16 protein-coding genes and 1 riboswitch are annotated in these 15,140 nt (G+C 52.3%); of the genes, 13 read left to right on the plus strand and 3 right to left on the minus strand.

The annotated features are described in order from the left end of the window. Positions 1 to 67 precede the first annotated feature (67 nt). Positions 68 to 199: riboswitch (cyclic di-AMP (ydaO/yuaA leader) on the minus strand. 641 nt (positions 200 to 840) lie between these two features. Next, positions 841 to 1,470 (plus strand): hypothetical protein, encoded by a 630-nt coding sequence (locus H522_RS0104600; RefSeq protein WP_155836190.1) that lies wholly within the window; start codon positions 841 to 843, stop codon positions 1,468 to 1,470. Positions 1,471 to 1,579: 109 nt separating this feature from the next. Next, entirely contained in the window at positions 1,580 to 2,686 is a 1,107-nt protein-coding gene (locus H522_RS17610) for an MFS transporter (RefSeq protein WP_051343902.1), read from the plus strand. Between the two features lie 107 nt (positions 2,687 to 2,793). On the opposite strand, the gene H522_RS0104610 is transcribed toward H522_RS17610, so the two are convergent. Then, positions 2,794 to 3,843, minus strand: coding sequence for a zinc-dependent alcohol dehydrogenase family protein (locus H522_RS0104610; protein ID WP_026961406.1), 1,050 nt, complete (start codon positions 3,841 to 3,843; stop codon positions 2,794 to 2,796). A 313-nt stretch (positions 3,844 to 4,156) separates the two neighbouring features. Here H522_RS0104610 and H522_RS0104615 point away from each other — a divergent pair, with 313 nt between their 5' ends. Both H522_RS0104615 and H522_RS17615 read left to right on the plus strand, forming a co-directional pair. Next, positions 4,157 to 5,176, plus strand: a complete 1,020-nt coding sequence (locus H522_RS0104615; protein ID WP_245578016.1) for an LCP family protein — start codon at positions 4,157 to 4,159, stop codon at positions 5,174 to 5,176. Positions 5,177 to 5,198: 22 nt separating this feature from the next. Further along, the gene (locus tag H522_RS17615) at positions 5,199 to 5,885 is read left to right on the plus strand and encodes a FadR/GntR family transcriptional regulator (protein ID WP_051343903.1); all 687 of its coding nucleotides are present in this window, start codon (positions 5,199 to 5,201) and stop codon (positions 5,883 to 5,885) included. Between the two features lie 11 nt (positions 5,886 to 5,896). On the opposite strand, the gene H522_RS0104625 is transcribed toward H522_RS17615, so the two are convergent. After that, positions 5,897 to 6,787, minus strand: a complete 891-nt coding sequence (locus tag H522_RS0104625) for a fumarylacetoacetate hydrolase family protein (RefSeq protein WP_026961408.1) — start codon at positions 6,785 to 6,787, stop codon at positions 5,897 to 5,899. A gap of 300 nt (positions 6,788 to 7,087) precedes the next feature. On the opposite strand from H522_RS0104625, the gene H522_RS0104630 reads away from it, so the two are divergent. The 9 genes from H522_RS0104630 (at position 7,088) to H522_RS0104675 (ending at position 13,964) form a co-directional block, all read left to right on the plus strand. Then, complete coding sequence (locus H522_RS0104630; RefSeq protein WP_026961409.1) at positions 7,088 to 7,876, plus strand: alpha/beta fold hydrolase; 789 nt, start codon at positions 7,088 to 7,090, stop codon at positions 7,874 to 7,876. Between the two features lie 24 nt (positions 7,877 to 7,900). Beyond that, complete coding sequence (locus tag H522_RS17620; protein WP_035452641.1) at positions 7,901 to 9,196, plus strand: metal-dependent hydrolase family protein; 1,296 nt, start codon at positions 7,901 to 7,903, stop codon at positions 9,194 to 9,196. Between the two features lie 78 nt (positions 9,197 to 9,274). After that, complete coding sequence (locus H522_RS0104640) at positions 9,275 to 9,556, plus strand: hypothetical protein (protein ID WP_026961410.1); 282 nt, start codon at positions 9,275 to 9,277, stop codon at positions 9,554 to 9,556. Positions 9,557 to 9,857: 301 nt separating this feature from the next. Next, on the plus strand, positions 9,858 to 10,031 hold the full coding sequence (locus H522_RS21415; protein ID WP_155836192.1) for a hypothetical protein: 174 nt from the start codon (positions 9,858 to 9,860) through the stop codon (positions 10,029 to 10,031). A gap of 83 nt (positions 10,032 to 10,114) precedes the next feature. Then, positions 10,115 to 10,420: a hypothetical protein gene (locus tag H522_RS21420; protein WP_155836194.1), complete on the plus strand. Its 306-nt coding sequence runs from the start codon at positions 10,115 to 10,117 to the stop codon at positions 10,418 to 10,420. 24 nt (positions 10,421 to 10,444) lie between these two features. Further along, positions 10,445 to 11,455 carry a DMT family transporter gene (locus tag H522_RS0104660; protein ID WP_026961412.1) on the plus strand — a complete coding sequence of 337 codons (1,011 nt, stop codon included), beginning with the start codon at positions 10,445 to 10,447 and terminating at the stop codon, positions 11,453 to 11,455. A gap of 14 nt (positions 11,456 to 11,469) precedes the next feature. Next, positions 11,470 to 11,736 (plus strand): hypothetical protein, encoded by a 267-nt coding sequence (locus tag H522_RS0104665; protein WP_026961413.1) that lies wholly within the window; start codon positions 11,470 to 11,472, stop codon positions 11,734 to 11,736. Positions 11,737 to 11,899: 163 nt separating this feature from the next. Further along, positions 11,900 to 13,153, plus strand: coding sequence for a Tm-1-like ATP-binding domain-containing protein (locus H522_RS0104670; protein ID WP_026961414.1), 1,254 nt, complete (start codon positions 11,900 to 11,902; stop codon positions 13,151 to 13,153). Next, on the plus strand, positions 13,137 to 13,964 hold the full coding sequence (locus H522_RS0104675) for a phosphoenolpyruvate hydrolase family protein (protein ID WP_026961415.1): 828 nt from the start codon (positions 13,137 to 13,139) through the stop codon (positions 13,962 to 13,964). Before H522_RS0104670 ends, H522_RS0104675 begins: the two co-directional genes overlap by 17 nt. 131 nt (positions 13,965 to 14,095) lie before the next feature. Here the strand turns inward: H522_RS0104675 and H522_RS0104680 are convergent, their stop codons facing one another. Beyond that, positions 14,096 to 15,001 carry a DMT family transporter gene (locus H522_RS0104680; RefSeq protein ID WP_155836195.1) on the minus strand — a complete coding sequence of 302 codons (906 nt, stop codon included), beginning with the start codon at positions 14,999 to 15,001 and terminating at the stop codon, positions 14,096 to 14,098. Positions 15,002 to 15,140 lie beyond the last annotated feature (139 nt).

Raw genomic sequence — 15,140 nt, forward strand, 5'->3', positions numbered from 1 at the left:
TGGAAAACCCCCGTAGACGCTCTACGGGGGTCCGGGAGACAGCTTGGCAGAAGTGGTCATAAATCCACTCTCCTCTCTTAACGCTTACGAAGTTAGCTGTCGGATTAGGGCTAAGAGATTGCCCTTCCAGTTCATTGAACTGGATTCACCCCAGAAATCGGTTCCCCCGTTCCCTTACGGGATTCAGCGAAAGCATTGTTCAGTTATGCATATTTGGTTGTGCATATCAGTTTATTTTATATATGATGAAACATCAACCAGGGTTTTGGGTAGGAAATGTTAAGATCTCGGTGGATTTTAAAGGATACGTTGACTGACAGACTGTCATTATGCATGAGAGGGATTATGGCCTACCGTAAGTTGACTGGCATCACGAGTGTGTAGGTCACGCGACGGCCTCCGCCCAACCCTTGACTATGTAAGCCCCAGTATATATAGATTGACACAACGCATTGGAAAATATAAGATATCCATGCCAATGATATCTTCAGGCGTAATGGACGACTAGAAACGGTATTGTGCAAGTTGATCGAAAGGTTTTCGCGCACTCTGAATTTGAAAATTTTGTTTTATTTAACATTTAGATTCGTGATCAAATAAAAACAGAGTCACGACTTGGGGTGGGGAGATATGCTGGGGAAAGGCAAGAGTATACAGATCTCCGTTTGGACGGTGGGAGCTTCATTGTTGCTTATGACTGGGTGTGCTTTCCAAAGCACGTCCGGATCACAGGTGAACGAGAGCACTCAGCCATCTTCGCGCGTCTCGAGGCCACAAGTAGAAATCTCGAATGTTCACGTCACGAAAAACGATGGTCGAAGTCTGATTTTGAGTTTCCTCATGGACAACAGGGCAGACATCGCTCTGCCTTTGCAGCCTTCGGATTTTGCATTGACTAGCAAAACCACCACGTTGTCCCCATTGTCCGACTCATTCATTCCCGGACAGGTGCCGGCCCATTCGAAGGCCAAGGTGGTCCTCCATTTTCAGACGGCGGGTCACCTGTCCGGAACGATTAAGCCGACGTTGGACTTTCAGCCAAGTAGTAAAGAGCCCGAAAAGTTCGTCTCCATCGGATCCGTCACAATTCCGTCCGCGCGCCATGTGACTGGACATACGACCACTTCGTCGTCACTCCATGGGACACAACTTGCAACCACGGCGACACGCAACAACACAGCCATAAACTCATCAAGTGCGACTACCACAAATTCGACATCCAACAGTAGCTCTGCGCATAGCAGTGGCTCGACAAATCAGAGTGATCAGTCTGCCAAGAGCAAGTCAACGCCAAGCCCAACCGTACGGAATTCCACAGCGGATATCGCCAAAGATGTGGAGCTGGTCAAGGCGAAGGCCGGCAAAGGAATGATGGTTCCCAATCACCCCAACGCCCAGGTTTCGGACGGTTCTGGGCATATGTTGTACGCCTTTAATATCGCGTCCGAAGGGGACGGCAGTATACAGTAAATCTATTTCTTTCTCGACGATAAATACTTAGGTACGGATACGTCCGCTCCTCATTCCGGAGTCGTGGACATTTCACCTGCTGGCACTGGGTCGATAACGGCGCAAAGCCATGTACCTGGTCGATTTGCTGACGTTCGTCGTGTTTGCTGGATTGACGGCGCTCGCGCAAAACGTTTGGGAACTTATCCTGTTTCGGTTTTTGCTTGGGGTCGGCATTGGCGCCGACTACCCGATATCCTCGACACTCTTGTCTGAATTCAGTCCCAAGAATCGCCGCGGCAGACAAATCACCACCTTGGGAGCGATGTGGTTTGTCGGGGCGGTGGCGGCCTACGGAGTAGGTATCGCGCTGACCCCGCTGGGACTTATCGCTTGGCGCTACATGCTGCTGGTAGGCGCCGCCTTGGCCGTGGTGGTTATCCTGTTTCGCGCCTCGATTCCCGAATCGCCACGTTGGCTGTTGGCTCAAGGGCGTGCAGATGACGCGACCAACGTGCTGCATGCGCTAACGAAGACAAACATCGATCCGGGCGTGAAGATGGAGCCAGAACATCGTGGGTTGGATGTGTTTACCCCGAAGTTGCTGCGGCGGATTGTCTTCGTTTGTGGTTTTTGGTTCTGCTATACCGTCGCGTATTACGGAATTTCCATGTACACCCCGACCATTTTGACCCCGTTCACGCATGGCAACCAGACCGCCGCCAACATCGGATCCGCCATCATCAGTGCCGTGGGTGTGCTGGGGGCGTTTGTTGGAAATTTCTTGGTTGATACCTGGGGCCGCAGGCCGCTGCTCATCACCTCGTTCGCCGGCTTGACCGGGGTCTTGGCCGTACTTGCGCTTAGTACCACGCCGACCATCATGTGGCTGGTGATTCTGTTTGCGCTTGCGGTGTGTTTTGCCAACATGGGGCCAGGCATCCTCAACTTCGTCTATCCCACTGAGTTGTTCTCTACTTCCATTCGAGCGGGGGTGACTGGGTTCGCTACCGCCGTCAGTCGGGGTGGCTCCATCCTCGGGGTGGTCGTGTTTCCGAATCTCGTGGCCACCTGGGGTGTCAACAAGGCGTTATGGCTGTTTGTGGCGGCCGGGCTCATTGGACTCCTGTTGTCCATCTGGCTGGCACCGGAAACAAAAGGCAGGAGCTTGGAGGACATCAACACGTCCGAGCATGCCAAAGCGGCGCCAGTGACCGGGATGAGCGTGCCAAATTGAATATCAGCGGGCCGGCGGAGAGGAATCCTCCGGCCCGCTGATGGCCCGGGCATTCGTATATACTCTTCAAACAGGTGGAATGTGGAGGATTTTATACGCTCCGTTCATCAAAATTTCGTGATGATATTAAATCCTTTGGTACGGAAGTTTGTCATGTTATCAAACACTTCGTTGACATCTTCTAAACCGACTTCCCGTTCAATGAGCGACTTCGGATTCAGTCGACCTTCTGCAACCAAGGACAATAATCCTTGATAATCCGGATGCGGAATGCCCAGACTGCCGACGATTTCAATTTCTGAACAGGTTACTAAGTCCATGGGCAAGGCAACATAGCCGCCTTCCTCGGAGGTTGTCAAACCAATCTGCACATGCCGGCCGCCTTTACGCAAGGATAGTACCGAATTGAGTACCGTGTCTTTAATTCCTAAAGCGTCAATGCCGACATGCGCACCGCCTTTGGTGATTTCGCGAATGGCCTCAGGTACCACTTCCCGCCGTGCGTTCACAACGGCGGTTGCGCCTTCTTGCTTTGCTTTTTCGAGTTTCTCATCGTCCACATCGACGGCAATCACTTGTGCACCTATCGCATAAGCGGTTTGAATCGCAGACAGGCCTACGCCCCCAGCACCTTGGACGGCCACCCATTGTCCGGGCTTGACGTTTCCGCGCATAACTCCGTGATAGCCGGTCATATATCGGCACCCAATAGCAGCCGCCGTTAAAGGTTCGACATTTTCTGGGAGGGGAACCATGTTGAAACCCGCATTCCGTACAACCACGTATTCGGCAAAACTTCCGTCCCAACTAAAGCCGTAAATGCCTACGCTTTCACACCGATTCGGTACCCCAGCATGGCAGTATTCACAGTGTCCACAGGCGTAGTGAAAGGGCACCGTTACTTTGTCCCCGACTGCAAATCCTTGCACGTCTTTGCCAAGCGCGACCACTTCACCGCCAAATTCGTGTCCTGGCGTGATGGGCAAACTGGGAGACAATCCAACCCACGACCAATCTCCCATCCACCCATGCCAATCACTTCGGCAGATTCCGCTGGCCTCTACACGAACAACCGCGTCCTGGGGCCCGGGGGTGGGGTCAGGAACCCTCTCTACGACCAATGGTTTACGAAATTCAACCACACGCGCAGCTTTCAATGTATGCGCCCCTTTCTTCGGGATTGGGTACTAAAGAGTCTATCAATAGTGTGTATTCCGTTGAATTCGTTTGCATTACATGAGAAAGTCCGACTTTCGTGTCGATCCGCTCCGGGACGCGGGATTGGGGCTAAATCTGGCTCGCTGTTGACTGTGACTGACAAACTGATGACGGCCGGATCGTCGAAATCATGGAGTGATTTGTCGCATCGAATCAGATTCTGTGCTGTTCGGAGGTTCGTATCCTTGCGTTTTGATGGTATATTGGTGAGAGATGCGTTGTTGGACGAAAACCCAGAAAAAGGAGCTCATCATGGGAAAGGGCAAGCTACGGAAACCCAGGAAACGTCGCAAGATTTTGTGGGGTACGCTCGCAGCACTCGCGGTTGTGGTGGTCGGCGGGGCTGGGGCTGTGGCCTATGAATACAACCGGCTGCAACCGCAAAACCACTTTCAGAATATACCTTCAATTACCGCGCCCAAACCGTCGCAGCACACAACCAAGCCGGTGGAACTGAATGTAAAGCCCAAGGCCGGCGAGTTTAACGTATTGTTAATGGGATCGGACGCGCGACCGGGACAGAAAGCGGGGCATTCCGATTCGATTCTGCTCATTCACGTCGACTTGAATCAGCACACCTATGATGTCCTGAGCATTCCGCGGGATACGCGGGTGTACATGCCCGGTTACGGGTATACCAAGCTAACCTCCGTTCAGTACCTGGATCAGGTGAATCACGGCGTTCAGCAAGGCACCCTGGATGCCGTGCAGGCCATCTCACAGCTCACAGGTGTACCTATCAATTATTACGCGGAGACCGATTACTGGGGAATTCAGGATATGGTCAACGCGGTTGGTGGCATTGAGATGGATTTGCCCTTTGATGTAACCATTAATCACGCGTGGTACCCAGAGGATAATGGCAAGACATTCACGAAAGGGACACACTTTCTCAATGGGCGCATGGTGACGGAGCTTATCCATACTCGGTACGGGTTACCGGGGACGGACTATGGCCGGCAGCAGCTGCAAGAAGCGGCGTTGGTGGGGATTGCGAAAGCCATCATGAAACCTGAGAACGTCACGAAGCTGCCTGCACTTTCCAAATCCCTTTCGAAATTCTTGATTGCCACGAACCTTTCGTCGACCGACATGATTAGCCTAGCGCTCGGGGTAAAGGAGGACTTTCACCCGTCGCAGCAGATTCATTATCGTCAGGTCAAGGGGCAAGGCGAAGTCGTCTACAACGACGTACTGAAAGCCAAGGATGACGAGATTATCCTCAACCAGGGCGAGCTGCAACGGGTGGTGCAGAAGTATTTTGTAGGGTAGTAGGGCTGAAGGGGGGAGCATCTTGAACGACAAGCCTGCGGATATGGTCCGGGATTACGTTGTAGAGAAGATCAAAAAACATGAGCTGCTGCCAGGTGATCAAATTCCTTCGGAACGTTCGTTGGCTCAGACCTTTGGCATCAGCAGAACCAGTGTGCGTGAGGCTTTTCGTACATTGGAGGCCATGGGGATTATTGAAACACGGGTTGGAAGCGGGAGCTACGTGACCGAATTGGCTCTCCAGATTGACGACATGTCTGGGGAGCTGCAGAAATATACGAGCCCGTTTGAGATCATTGAGGCCCGGTTGTGTCTTGAACCCCAGCTCGCGTATTTGGCAACGATGCGGGGAACCCCGGCGGAAATTGACTATCTCGTCAGGAGCCACGAGCAGGCGAAGGCTTTCACGCAACAAGATAATCCGGATGTCGGAGCGTTCGAGAACTGGGATGCCGCTTTCCATCTGGCAATTGCGCGCATGGCCAAAAATGGGATTTTGTTGTCTGTCGCCACCTCCATTCATGCCACGCGGTCGGAGAAGCTGTGGGGAAACATGAAGCTGTTGTCGCTGTCCGATCGAGGCAGGCTGGCCACGTACCATATGCAGCATGAAGAAGTGCTACAATCGATTTTACTGAGAAATCCATCGAAGGCTCGAGATGCCATGCAAAAACACCTCGAGCAGGTTCGTCAGAACCTGCTCAGTTGAACGTTTATCTGTTAAATAATTGTGTTTACAAGCTCTCCAATCTGTGAAGAACCCACGGTGACAACATCTCCCGGTTTTAGGAATCGAGGCGGCGTATAGCCCATACCCACGCCCTCTGGTGTTCCGGTTGCGATAATGTCTCCGGCTTGCAGACGCATCCCGCGCGATAACACAGAAATAATTTGCGGTATATCGAAGATCAGCTGTTTCAGACTGGACCGTTGCCGCTCTTCACCGTTAACAAGACAGTACACGTCGATATCATTTACGCTGGCGATGTCGTTCATGGTGACGACGCAAGGCCCAAACGGGCAAAATCCATCTAAGCTCTTCCCCTTAAACCACTGTTGATGCTTTTTCTGCAAATCTCGTGCGGTCAAGTCGTTGATGAGGGAGAACCCAAACACATAATTCCAGGATTCTTCCGGCTCAATATTGATACCCTCGGTGCCAATGATAACCGCTATCTCAGCTTCGTAATCCAACTCCGATGTCAACTCCGGGTATGAGTAAACGGATTCTTGTGTAGCCACGACGGAACTCGGAGGTTTCGTAAAGATAATAGGTTGATTGGGAATGGCCGAGTCGTCGTTTCTTCCGTCGAATTCCTTGGCATGAGCAACGTAGTTCTTGCCGAGACAAAACACGTTTCTTTCCGGAAGGTAAGGGGCTAAGATTTTGACGTCCTGCGCGTGAATCACAAAATCTGGGTCAAAGTTTTTTGCTGCCTCTTCAACAAGGGACAATCCCGTTTGACCGTCCTTTATGACAGCCAGAACATCGTGATAAACAATGCCACGATTTGCGGACTTCATCACTCTGGTTACATCGAGAATCTTCTCTGAGTCCAGCACCACACCGAGTTTCACTTCATTTTCTGCTTGAAAACGAACAAGCCGCATGATTTTCACCCCAAACCGCTTAATTGGTAGGACCAGTCGTACCGAATGCTAGCGATTATTTTCTGCGAAGTCAAGCGCGAAAACTGAATTGATTTGCATGGGACAGGCATTCACCATCTTGTCGACACCTTTTGAGGGCTTTCGACTTCGAAAAATACCTAAAATATCTCGTGGCAATAGAGGGCACGTGCCGGATTTTCTGCACAAAAAAGTTTTAATTGATTGCATATTGACAACAGTCCAGTCATGATATAACGTATGGGATGGATTAAGTGGTTAGACCAGTTTGGAGGGCTTAACATGTGGGTTGACGTGAACGGAGTCAGACATTTCGTTGAGGTAAGGGGGGAGAGTCACGAATCGGTCATTCTCATTCATGGTCTGGGAGGGACGAGCAATATATGGTACCCCTTGATCCGCAGTCTCTCACGCAGCTATCAGACGGTCTCCTATGATTTGAGAGGATCTGGACGCTCTGGGGTGGGTGAAGGGGCATATTCGATTGAGGGATGGGCCGATGACCTGACTGCGCTGATGGATACTTTGGGAATTCATACGGCACATTTCGTGGCCCACTCTATGGGAACCGTAATTGCCCAAGCGCTCGCGGTGCGTCATCCGGCACGCTGTAAATCTCTCACTCTACTCGGACCCATCATTGAGTTTCCGCCGGCCGGAAAGGAGGGGCTTGTCGCGCGGGCCGCCAAGGTTCGCGAAGGTGGGATGGAAGCGGTCGTCGACACCATTCTCGAGTCGGCACTGAGTCTGGCCACACGGGGAGCCAGACCTGAAATTGCAGCCGGAGTGCGAGAAATTCTGCTCGGGCAGCCCGCCGAGGGGTATGCGCGGTCCTGTGAAGCCATTGCTGGTTGGAACGCCTTGGATGCCCGTCAGGTGCGCTGTCCTGCCTTGATGATTGCGGGATCGGAAGACAACACGTCTCCACTCCAAGTGACAAAGACCCTCAGCACCTTGCTTTCGCGAGCTACAGTCCGAGTCATTCACCAATGTGGTCACTGGATGTCTCTAGAATATCCGGGGTTGGTTGAGCGCTATGTCCTTGAGTTCTTAACAGGTCTAAAGGATTGAATAAAAGGAAGAGGAGTGATAGGTATGGCGTCCATCTTGTTTCGTAATGCCTATCTCATCGATGGTACCGGAGCTGAGCCGCAAGCAAACGTTGATGTCCTTGTAAGCGCTGACAAGATTGTTGCCGTAGGCCATAACTTAAATGTGTCTGAGTACGGGGTAAACCTTGATGAACTGAGTGTCATGGAGTTAAACGGCAAGACTCTCATGCCTGGTATGACGGAGGCGCACACCCATCTGACTTGGGCCAACGCTATATACATTCAGGACATCGACCAAAAGCCGATTGAAGAGACGATGGTTGAAGCTATTTTGAACGCCGAGACACTTATCAAGAGCGGGTTCACGTCGGCCGTCAGTGCGGCGGCCCGGGGTCGTGTCGACATCGCAATCAAGAACGCCATCAACCAGGGGCGTCTGGTTGGGCCCCGCATGCTTGCCAATGGCCCTGAGATTTCAGCGACGGGCAGCTTTACGGACTTATGGCCAAGTCACATTCAGGTCCTCGGTCTATCCATCTTTGCCGATGGCGAAGATGCTGTACGCAAGGCGGCCAGAAGCCTTTACAAGGAAGGGCAGGACCTCATCAAATTGAACGTGAGCGGCGAAAGCCTTTCTCCCAATGCGCGCGGTGAAATGACGCTTTATACCTATAGAGAGGTCCGTGCGGCGGTCGAAGAGGCGGACGCGCGCGGGAAGCGGGTGTATACGCACGCTCGCAGTGCCGAGTCGGTAAAGCATTGCGTGCGAGCAGGAGTGCACATAATTGGCCATGCCGACTTTATTGACGATGAAGCGTTTGAAATGTTGGTGGAAAATAAGGACCGCCTTTTCGTTGTACCGGCCATGAACTGGTTGGTGTCGACCCTTGAGCACGGAGCCGAGTATTTCGGTCAGGAGGCACTGGACGCCACCGGTTATGCACAGGGGCTTGAAATATGCGTTGGCAATATGAACCGCCTGTACAAGGCTGGGGTACGGGTGCTGCCGGGCGGTGACTATGGGTTTGCTTGGTGTCCGCACGGGGGATACGCTCGCGATCTGGAGCACTTTGTCAAACTAGTCGGGATGTCTCCGATGGACGCGATTGTGGCCGCGACAAAGTACGGATCGCAAATTATGTTGACCGAAGACAAAACCGGAACGGTTGAACCTGGAAAGCTAGCGGACCTCCTGGTGGTGGACGGGAATCCGCTTGAGAACATCGCCATCCTGCAGGAACACAAATGCCTATCCGTGGTCATGAAGGGCGGGGAATTTGTTGTCAATCGCCTGACGTCGAAACCGGCCAAATATGCCATTGGGGAGTCGGTCCGGTAAATCTTTCTGCGAATCTACAGAATTTGGTGGGGGCACTATCCATGCCCCCTAGCATTCGAAAGAGGAGAGGAATCTTTCATGACGCGTACCCGTATGGCTCTGCGTGATGAGTGGGAGCTGCAATTCGAGAAGCTCACGGAACAATACACGGCCGAGCAGAAAGAATACATCGCGTTGGGTCTTTGTCCAATGTGCCATCCCGAGAAGGTTCCCTATCGAATTCTCACCACGGAGCACTGTCCAGATTTCGGATTCGATGTACATCGAGTCAAGTGTATGAACGTCGTTATCTGTGACTGGGATGGAATGATTCCAGCAGTTCGTCCATCCAGTGGCCTGGATGATTTCTTCCATTCGTAAGACAATGCGAATTGGGAGGATGTGAACCGGTTGGAGGAGGTATGGTGTTGTATACGGAACCGGACTTGGCGTGAGCGGAACGAGATCTTGGCTCATTTGGCGGAAATGGGGCTCGAGTCGACAATTGTTCCGTACAAATGTCTGCGGCTTTGCATGTTTTGCGCAAATCTATATACCTTTTACTTTCGCGAGCGACCCGTCATCGGACGTACCCAGGAGGAGCTGTTCCGCAAGGTTGCCGAGCGATGCAACATGGATGACGGCCATCCGCGTACTGACTATTTATTAGGGGGGGCTACGCATGAAACTTGAGGTCATTGAGTTGACGGAAGAGAACGCTGCACAGTCCGGTAATCCTCTTCCTATGCTCAACGCCAAAGTATGGTCGCTGTGTTTTTTGCTCATTGGGATTGTCCTTACGATTGTTATGGGGTTGACGATGCCTGACTTTTTTGCGCAGGCGTACGGAAAGTGAGCTTTCATTGGGCGCACAGTTCAGGTAGCTGATTGGTTCTCGGCGGCTCGGTCACATATTCGAAAAAGGGGACGTGAATTTACGTGCCTAAACCTTCTATTAAATATGCTGTGATAAGTCTGCTGTGTCAGGAACCGGAAGGGCTTTGGGAGCATGAGATTTATGAACGTCTTCGGGGTCATTACGCAAAAGCCAATCTATGCTGCATTCGGGAGGAACTCACCAGCTTTAGTACAGTGGGATGGATTGAAACGGCAGCCATCGCCGAGTACAAGGGAGAATTGATCCGCAAGTTTAAATTGGTGGACTCGCATCGAGCATTCATTCACTATCAGCTGGATGCTTCCAATTTGCTGGCAAATTTGACTGTGAACAGCATGCCGTCGTAACCACGATCTAGGAGAGTGATTGAGGTGGCGATTGACGTTTCGCGTCTTCGCAGTCGAGCGCTGGGGCACGACGCGCTCAAAACACGCCTGGGCATGTTGTATGCCCTCTTGGCTGGTCCCGCTCTCGGAATCGCACTGGGCTTGTTGGGTACATTGGTCGGAAAGGCGCCGTTTAACCACCAATACCCGACGGGCGCTTTGGCCATCGTTGTGCTTCTCCAGTATCCCTTTGGTCTGCTTGCCATCACGATATTCGTCGTCATCACAGGTGCCTGGAGAGATGTGTTATCCATTTTTCATAGTCGCATCTCGTGGTGGACTTTGTTTGTCGGCGTGGGCGGATTCGTAGGGGACCTATGTTACGCATGTTCGGCGGTCCTTATCGGTTCCGCATTGGCCGGACCGATTGGCGGACTGTTCGGTGTGGTGGGTGCCCTCATTGTGGCGGCACTGTACAAGGAGAACATTAAGCGATGGAGCACGGCTATCGGATTATTGTGTGTGGCCGCCGGGATTTGGCTTGTCCTCAGCGGTGGAAAACTCGTATCTCCAACCCACGGGGTCTATGAATTGGTCGGTGTACTCATTATGATCTTTGGTACCTTAACCTGGGGGTTTGAAAACTTTGCCATCGCTGCGGGAACGGATCTGATGCGAGCAGAGAGCTTCATTTGGTGGCGAGCGGCGCTCGCGTACCTCATCGGTTTCCTGCTCATGATTCTCTGTTTTCCGGCGTCACGCGCTATGACTGTGCAGGTTTATACCGACCCAAGAATGTTGGCCTATGGTGCGGTCATCGGGTTTGGATGGGCGATATGGATTATCATGGGCTACTATATCGGGATCGCCTACGCGGGTGGTGTCCGGGGTGGCGTCATGGCGGGGACCTTCGGGTTCTTCTTCATCTCATTTTTGTCCATGACAGTCTATGGCGCACCGTTTAGTTGGATTATCATTCTTGGCTGCCTGGTGTTGTTCGTAGGAGCGGTGCTTATCATTACGGAGCCAAAAGAAGTCCTAGCGAAAAAGAGATAGGGGGGATTTAAAGCATGGAGTCACATGTCTATGAATTCGACCCACAAAAATTAAATGAATATATGAAATTATCTCGGTTATTCATCTACCGGCGACTGGCGGCGTTGGCAGTGATTTGCCTGTGTCTCTTGATACCTCTGTTTATTATCAATGCCCAAGGCTGGTCTGAGTTGGTTGGTGGGCAACATGCGGGCGGTGCCTGGGTGTTAGTCGGTATAGGGGTGGTCATCTGTTCGGTTGGTGCCGTCGTGTTGGACGTATTCCTGCGTTGGAGAAGGTAGTCATTCGTCCACGCCCGGAACGTAGAAACCTCAGTACCAGCTAGACCCATAGTCATGCTAAAATTCGTCATTTTAAATCTGTATCCGTCTTGTGGACTTGTTCTCATCACTTACACCTCTGAACGAAGTTACTTGATGAAATCCGCGTGACGGGGGAGTATGTATGTCGGAGCCGACGGTTCTTCTTATTGGAGCACTGGATACGAAGGGAGAAGAGTATGCGTTTGTCGCATCTTTGCTGCGACGAGAAGGCTTAAGCGTACTCACGATGGACATTGGGGTCGTCGGGGAGCCCTTTCATATACTCTCCCACATCTCGGCGGAGACGGTCGCGGAACGAGGAGGGGAACACCTTGGCACACTGCGGAAGCGCGCGGATAGGGGACATGCGATGGACGTCATGAGCCGTGGGGCAGCTATATTGACACGCGAATTGTTCGAGACCGGGCGCATCCAAGGTGTCTTCGGCATGGGGGGATCCGGTGGGACGTCTGTCATCAGTGCGGCCATGCGAGAGCTTCCGGTAGGCGTACCCAAGGTTCTGGTGTCGACGATGGCCAGTGGGAATACTTCACCCATCGTGGATACCAGGGATATTGTGTTGATTCCAGCTGTCGTTGATGTGGCCGGTCTGAATCAGATTAGCCGAACCATTTTTACTGAAGCAGTGGGTGCTATCTGTGGGATGCTACGAATCCGAGAAACCTCCATCAGCGCTTCTGAAGCGGAAACGGAACACCCTGTGGTCGCGATCACCATGTTCGGCAACACCACGGAGTGCGTCACTCGTTGTAGGGAGCTGTTGACTAGGGCGGGTTGCGAGGTGCTGGCCTTTCACTGTACAGGTGTGGGCGGACGCACCATGGAAGACTTGGTGGAAGATGGACGTGTTGCCGCTGTACTCGACATCACGACCACCGAATGGGCAGATGAATTGTGTGGCGGCGTGCTCAGTGCTGGCCCACATCGTCTAGAGGCTCCGGGTCATCGCGGAATTCCTCACCTCATCGTGCCAGGGTGTCTAGATATGGTCAATTTCGGACCTATCTCTTCCGTCCCCGAGCGATTTCGGCATCGGACATTTTACGTATGGAATCCCCAAGTCACCTTAATGCGAACGACGCCCGAGGAAAATCAGGCCCTCGGACAAATCCTTGCCGACAAAGCCAATCAGGCGCAAGGGCCCGTGGCGTTTTTACTTCCGCTCAAAGGACTCTCTGTCTTGGATGCACCAGGAAATCCGTTTTGGTGGCCGGAAGCGGATACGGCGTTATTTTCAGCCATTCGCCACCATGTACGAGAAGGCATTCCTGTTGAGGATGTAGACGCCAACATCAATGATGTGGAATTCGCTGAGAAAGCGGTTGCTACGCTGCTGGATATGTTCGGGAGGGCTAAGAATGAATCGTGTCCGTGAAGACATATTGTCGAGTCTGCGCGACAAGGTGGAGCGCGGAGAAATCATTGTCGGAGCGGGTGCAGGGACAGGAATATCCGCAAAGTGTGAAGAAAACGGGGGCGCCGATCTCATCGTCATTTACAACTCGGGACGATTCCGTATGGCTGGCCGCGGATCCTTGGCTGGTTTGCTCCCCTATGGGGACGCGAACGAGATTGTTGTCGAGATGGCGCGTGAAGTCCTGACTGTTATTCACCATACCCCAGTGTTGGCCGGAGTCTGTGGGACCGACCCGTTTCGAGACATGAAACAATTTCTTAGTGAGCTCCGGGATATGGGGTTTTCTGGGGTGCAGAACTTCCCGACCGTGGGTCTCTATGACGGGACGTTTCGGCAACATCTCGAGGAGACCGGTATGGGATTTGATTTGGAGGTCGACATGATAAGGAAGGCCCGGGAGCTTGACCTATTGACCTCGCCCTACGTATTCAATCCAACAGAAGCGCGTAAGATGGCCGAAGCGGGCGCGGATATTATCGTGGTGCACCTGGGCTTGACTACAAAGGGAACCATTGGTGCCAAGACGGCCGTGTCGCTTGAGGAAGCACCAGAATTTATCCAGCGCGTTGCCGACGCTGCACGAGAAGTGAATCCTGAGGTGATAATCTTATGCCACGGTGGCCCCTTGTCTGAACCTGAAGACGTCGAATACGTTCTGCAGCGAACAAAGGGGGTTCACGGTTTTTACGGTGCCAGCAGTATGGAGAGACTGCCCGTGGAAGTCAGTATCACGGAACAAGCTCGACGGTTCGCAAGGATTCGTAGGTAAAATGGGGAATTTATCTTGGCACAGAGTTAGGCTAACTAGGACGAGTAAGGCGAGTGAACCTCCATGCGTCACTCGCCTTTTACCCGCTGAGTAAACCTTTGCGGCTTCCACGGCATGTAAACCAACGAACCTTATCTATGACTAGATCTAAGTTTCACAGGTACAGTAACCTTCGACGTTCTGTTGACCAGGTAGATACTGAAGATAATCAGGACAAGCCCGATAAACAAGGAAATCGTGACGGGCTCATGCAAGAACACGCAGCCGAGTACAACGGCCAACAAGGGGACGAGAAACGTCCACGAAGCGACTTTACTCATGTCACCGGCGCGAACCAGGGTGAAAAAGATGACCCAGGAGATGGCAATGCCAAACACGCCGCCGTAGATTAAACCAATCAAGTACGGTCCATTCCATACAATGCTCGACACATGTTCAGCGTCGAGCCCAATCCCATTCATGGCAAGGCCACCGAGGATACACTGAAAAGCCACGAGCCAATATGAATCGACTCGAGGTCCAACCTTTTTCACATAAACCGTGCCGATGGCCCAACTCACCGCCGTGGCGATAGCGAGCAGAATGCCGAGCAGGGATATGTGCCCCGAGATACTCGTTACACTAATCACACCGACGCCGATAAACCCGAGAAGTAAACCAATCAGTTTTCTCGCGGAGAGGTGTTCCCCAAGCCAGAGCCTCGCGAGGAGTCCGATAAGCACCGGTTGTAAATACACGATGACGGTGAACAATCCCTCGGGTACATACCTGAGCCCGACGGTCTGGAGCCCGTAAAACAAGAACGCGTTAAAAAGCGCGGAGATGAGATAAATATGCCATGTTTGTCTCCAGCGAATGTGCTTGTATCTTGGCAGCATGACAGCAGCCATTAGGATTCCGCCGAGCAAGGTGCGCATGCCGGCAAACAAGATGGGCGGTGTATAATTCAGGGCGACTTTATAGATGGGCCAGCTGACACCCCACAGAACAATGAGTGTAGACAATAAGACCGTCGCCTTCCAGCGTGACAGCTCCACCCTAATATCTCCTCCTTTACGTTTTGGCAGTTCGTCCGTGGTCTGTTTCTTCAGATGTTTCTCCGGAACGGCACAAACAGAACCGCCCGACCTTTATCCGGCGGGCGGCCCAATCCGTATTTTCGAGAGAACTTATATG

Source organism: Alicyclobacillus herbarius DSM 13609, assembly GCF_000430585.1.
GTDB lineage: Bacteria > Bacillota > Bacilli > Alicyclobacillales > Alicyclobacillaceae > Alicyclobacillus_G > Alicyclobacillus_G herbarius.

Excerpts from the sequence above, each read along its gene's own strand:
- H522_RS0104600 (WP_155836190.1), top strand. The coding sequence starts at position 841 with ATGGACAACAGGGCAGACATCGCTCTGCCTTTGCAGCCTTCGGATTTT.
- H522_RS17610 (WP_051343902.1), top strand. The coding sequence starts at position 1,580 with ATGTACCTGGTCGATTTGCTGACGTTCGTCGTGTTTGCTGGATTGACG.
- H522_RS0104615 (WP_245578016.1), top strand. The coding sequence starts at position 4,157 with ATGGGAAAGGGCAAGCTACGGAAACCCAGGAAACGTCGCAAGATTTTG.
- H522_RS0104625 (WP_026961408.1), bottom strand. The coding sequence starts at position 6,787 with ATGCGGCTTGTTCGTTTTCAAGCAGAAAATGAAGTGAAACTCGGTGTG.
- H522_RS0104630 (WP_026961409.1), top strand. The coding sequence starts at position 7,088 with ATGTGGGTTGACGTGAACGGAGTCAGACATTTCGTTGAGGTAAGGGGG.
- H522_RS17620 (WP_035452641.1), top strand. The coding sequence starts at position 7,901 with ATGGCGTCCATCTTGTTTCGTAATGCCTATCTCATCGATGGTACCGGA.
- H522_RS0104640 (WP_026961410.1), top strand. The coding sequence starts at position 9,275 with ATGACGCGTACCCGTATGGCTCTGCGTGATGAGTGGGAGCTGCAATTC.
- H522_RS21415 (WP_155836192.1), top strand. The coding sequence starts at position 9,858 with ATGAAACTTGAGGTCATTGAGTTGACGGAAGAGAACGCTGCACAGTCC.
- H522_RS0104665 (WP_026961413.1), top strand. The coding sequence starts at position 11,470 with ATGGAGTCACATGTCTATGAATTCGACCCACAAAAATTAAATGAATAT.
- H522_RS0104670 (WP_026961414.1), top strand. The coding sequence starts at position 11,900 with ATGTCGGAGCCGACGGTTCTTCTTATTGGAGCACTGGATACGAAGGGA.
- H522_RS0104675 (WP_026961415.1), top strand. The coding sequence starts at position 13,137 with ATGAATCGTGTCCGTGAAGACATATTGTCGAGTCTGCGCGACAAGGTG.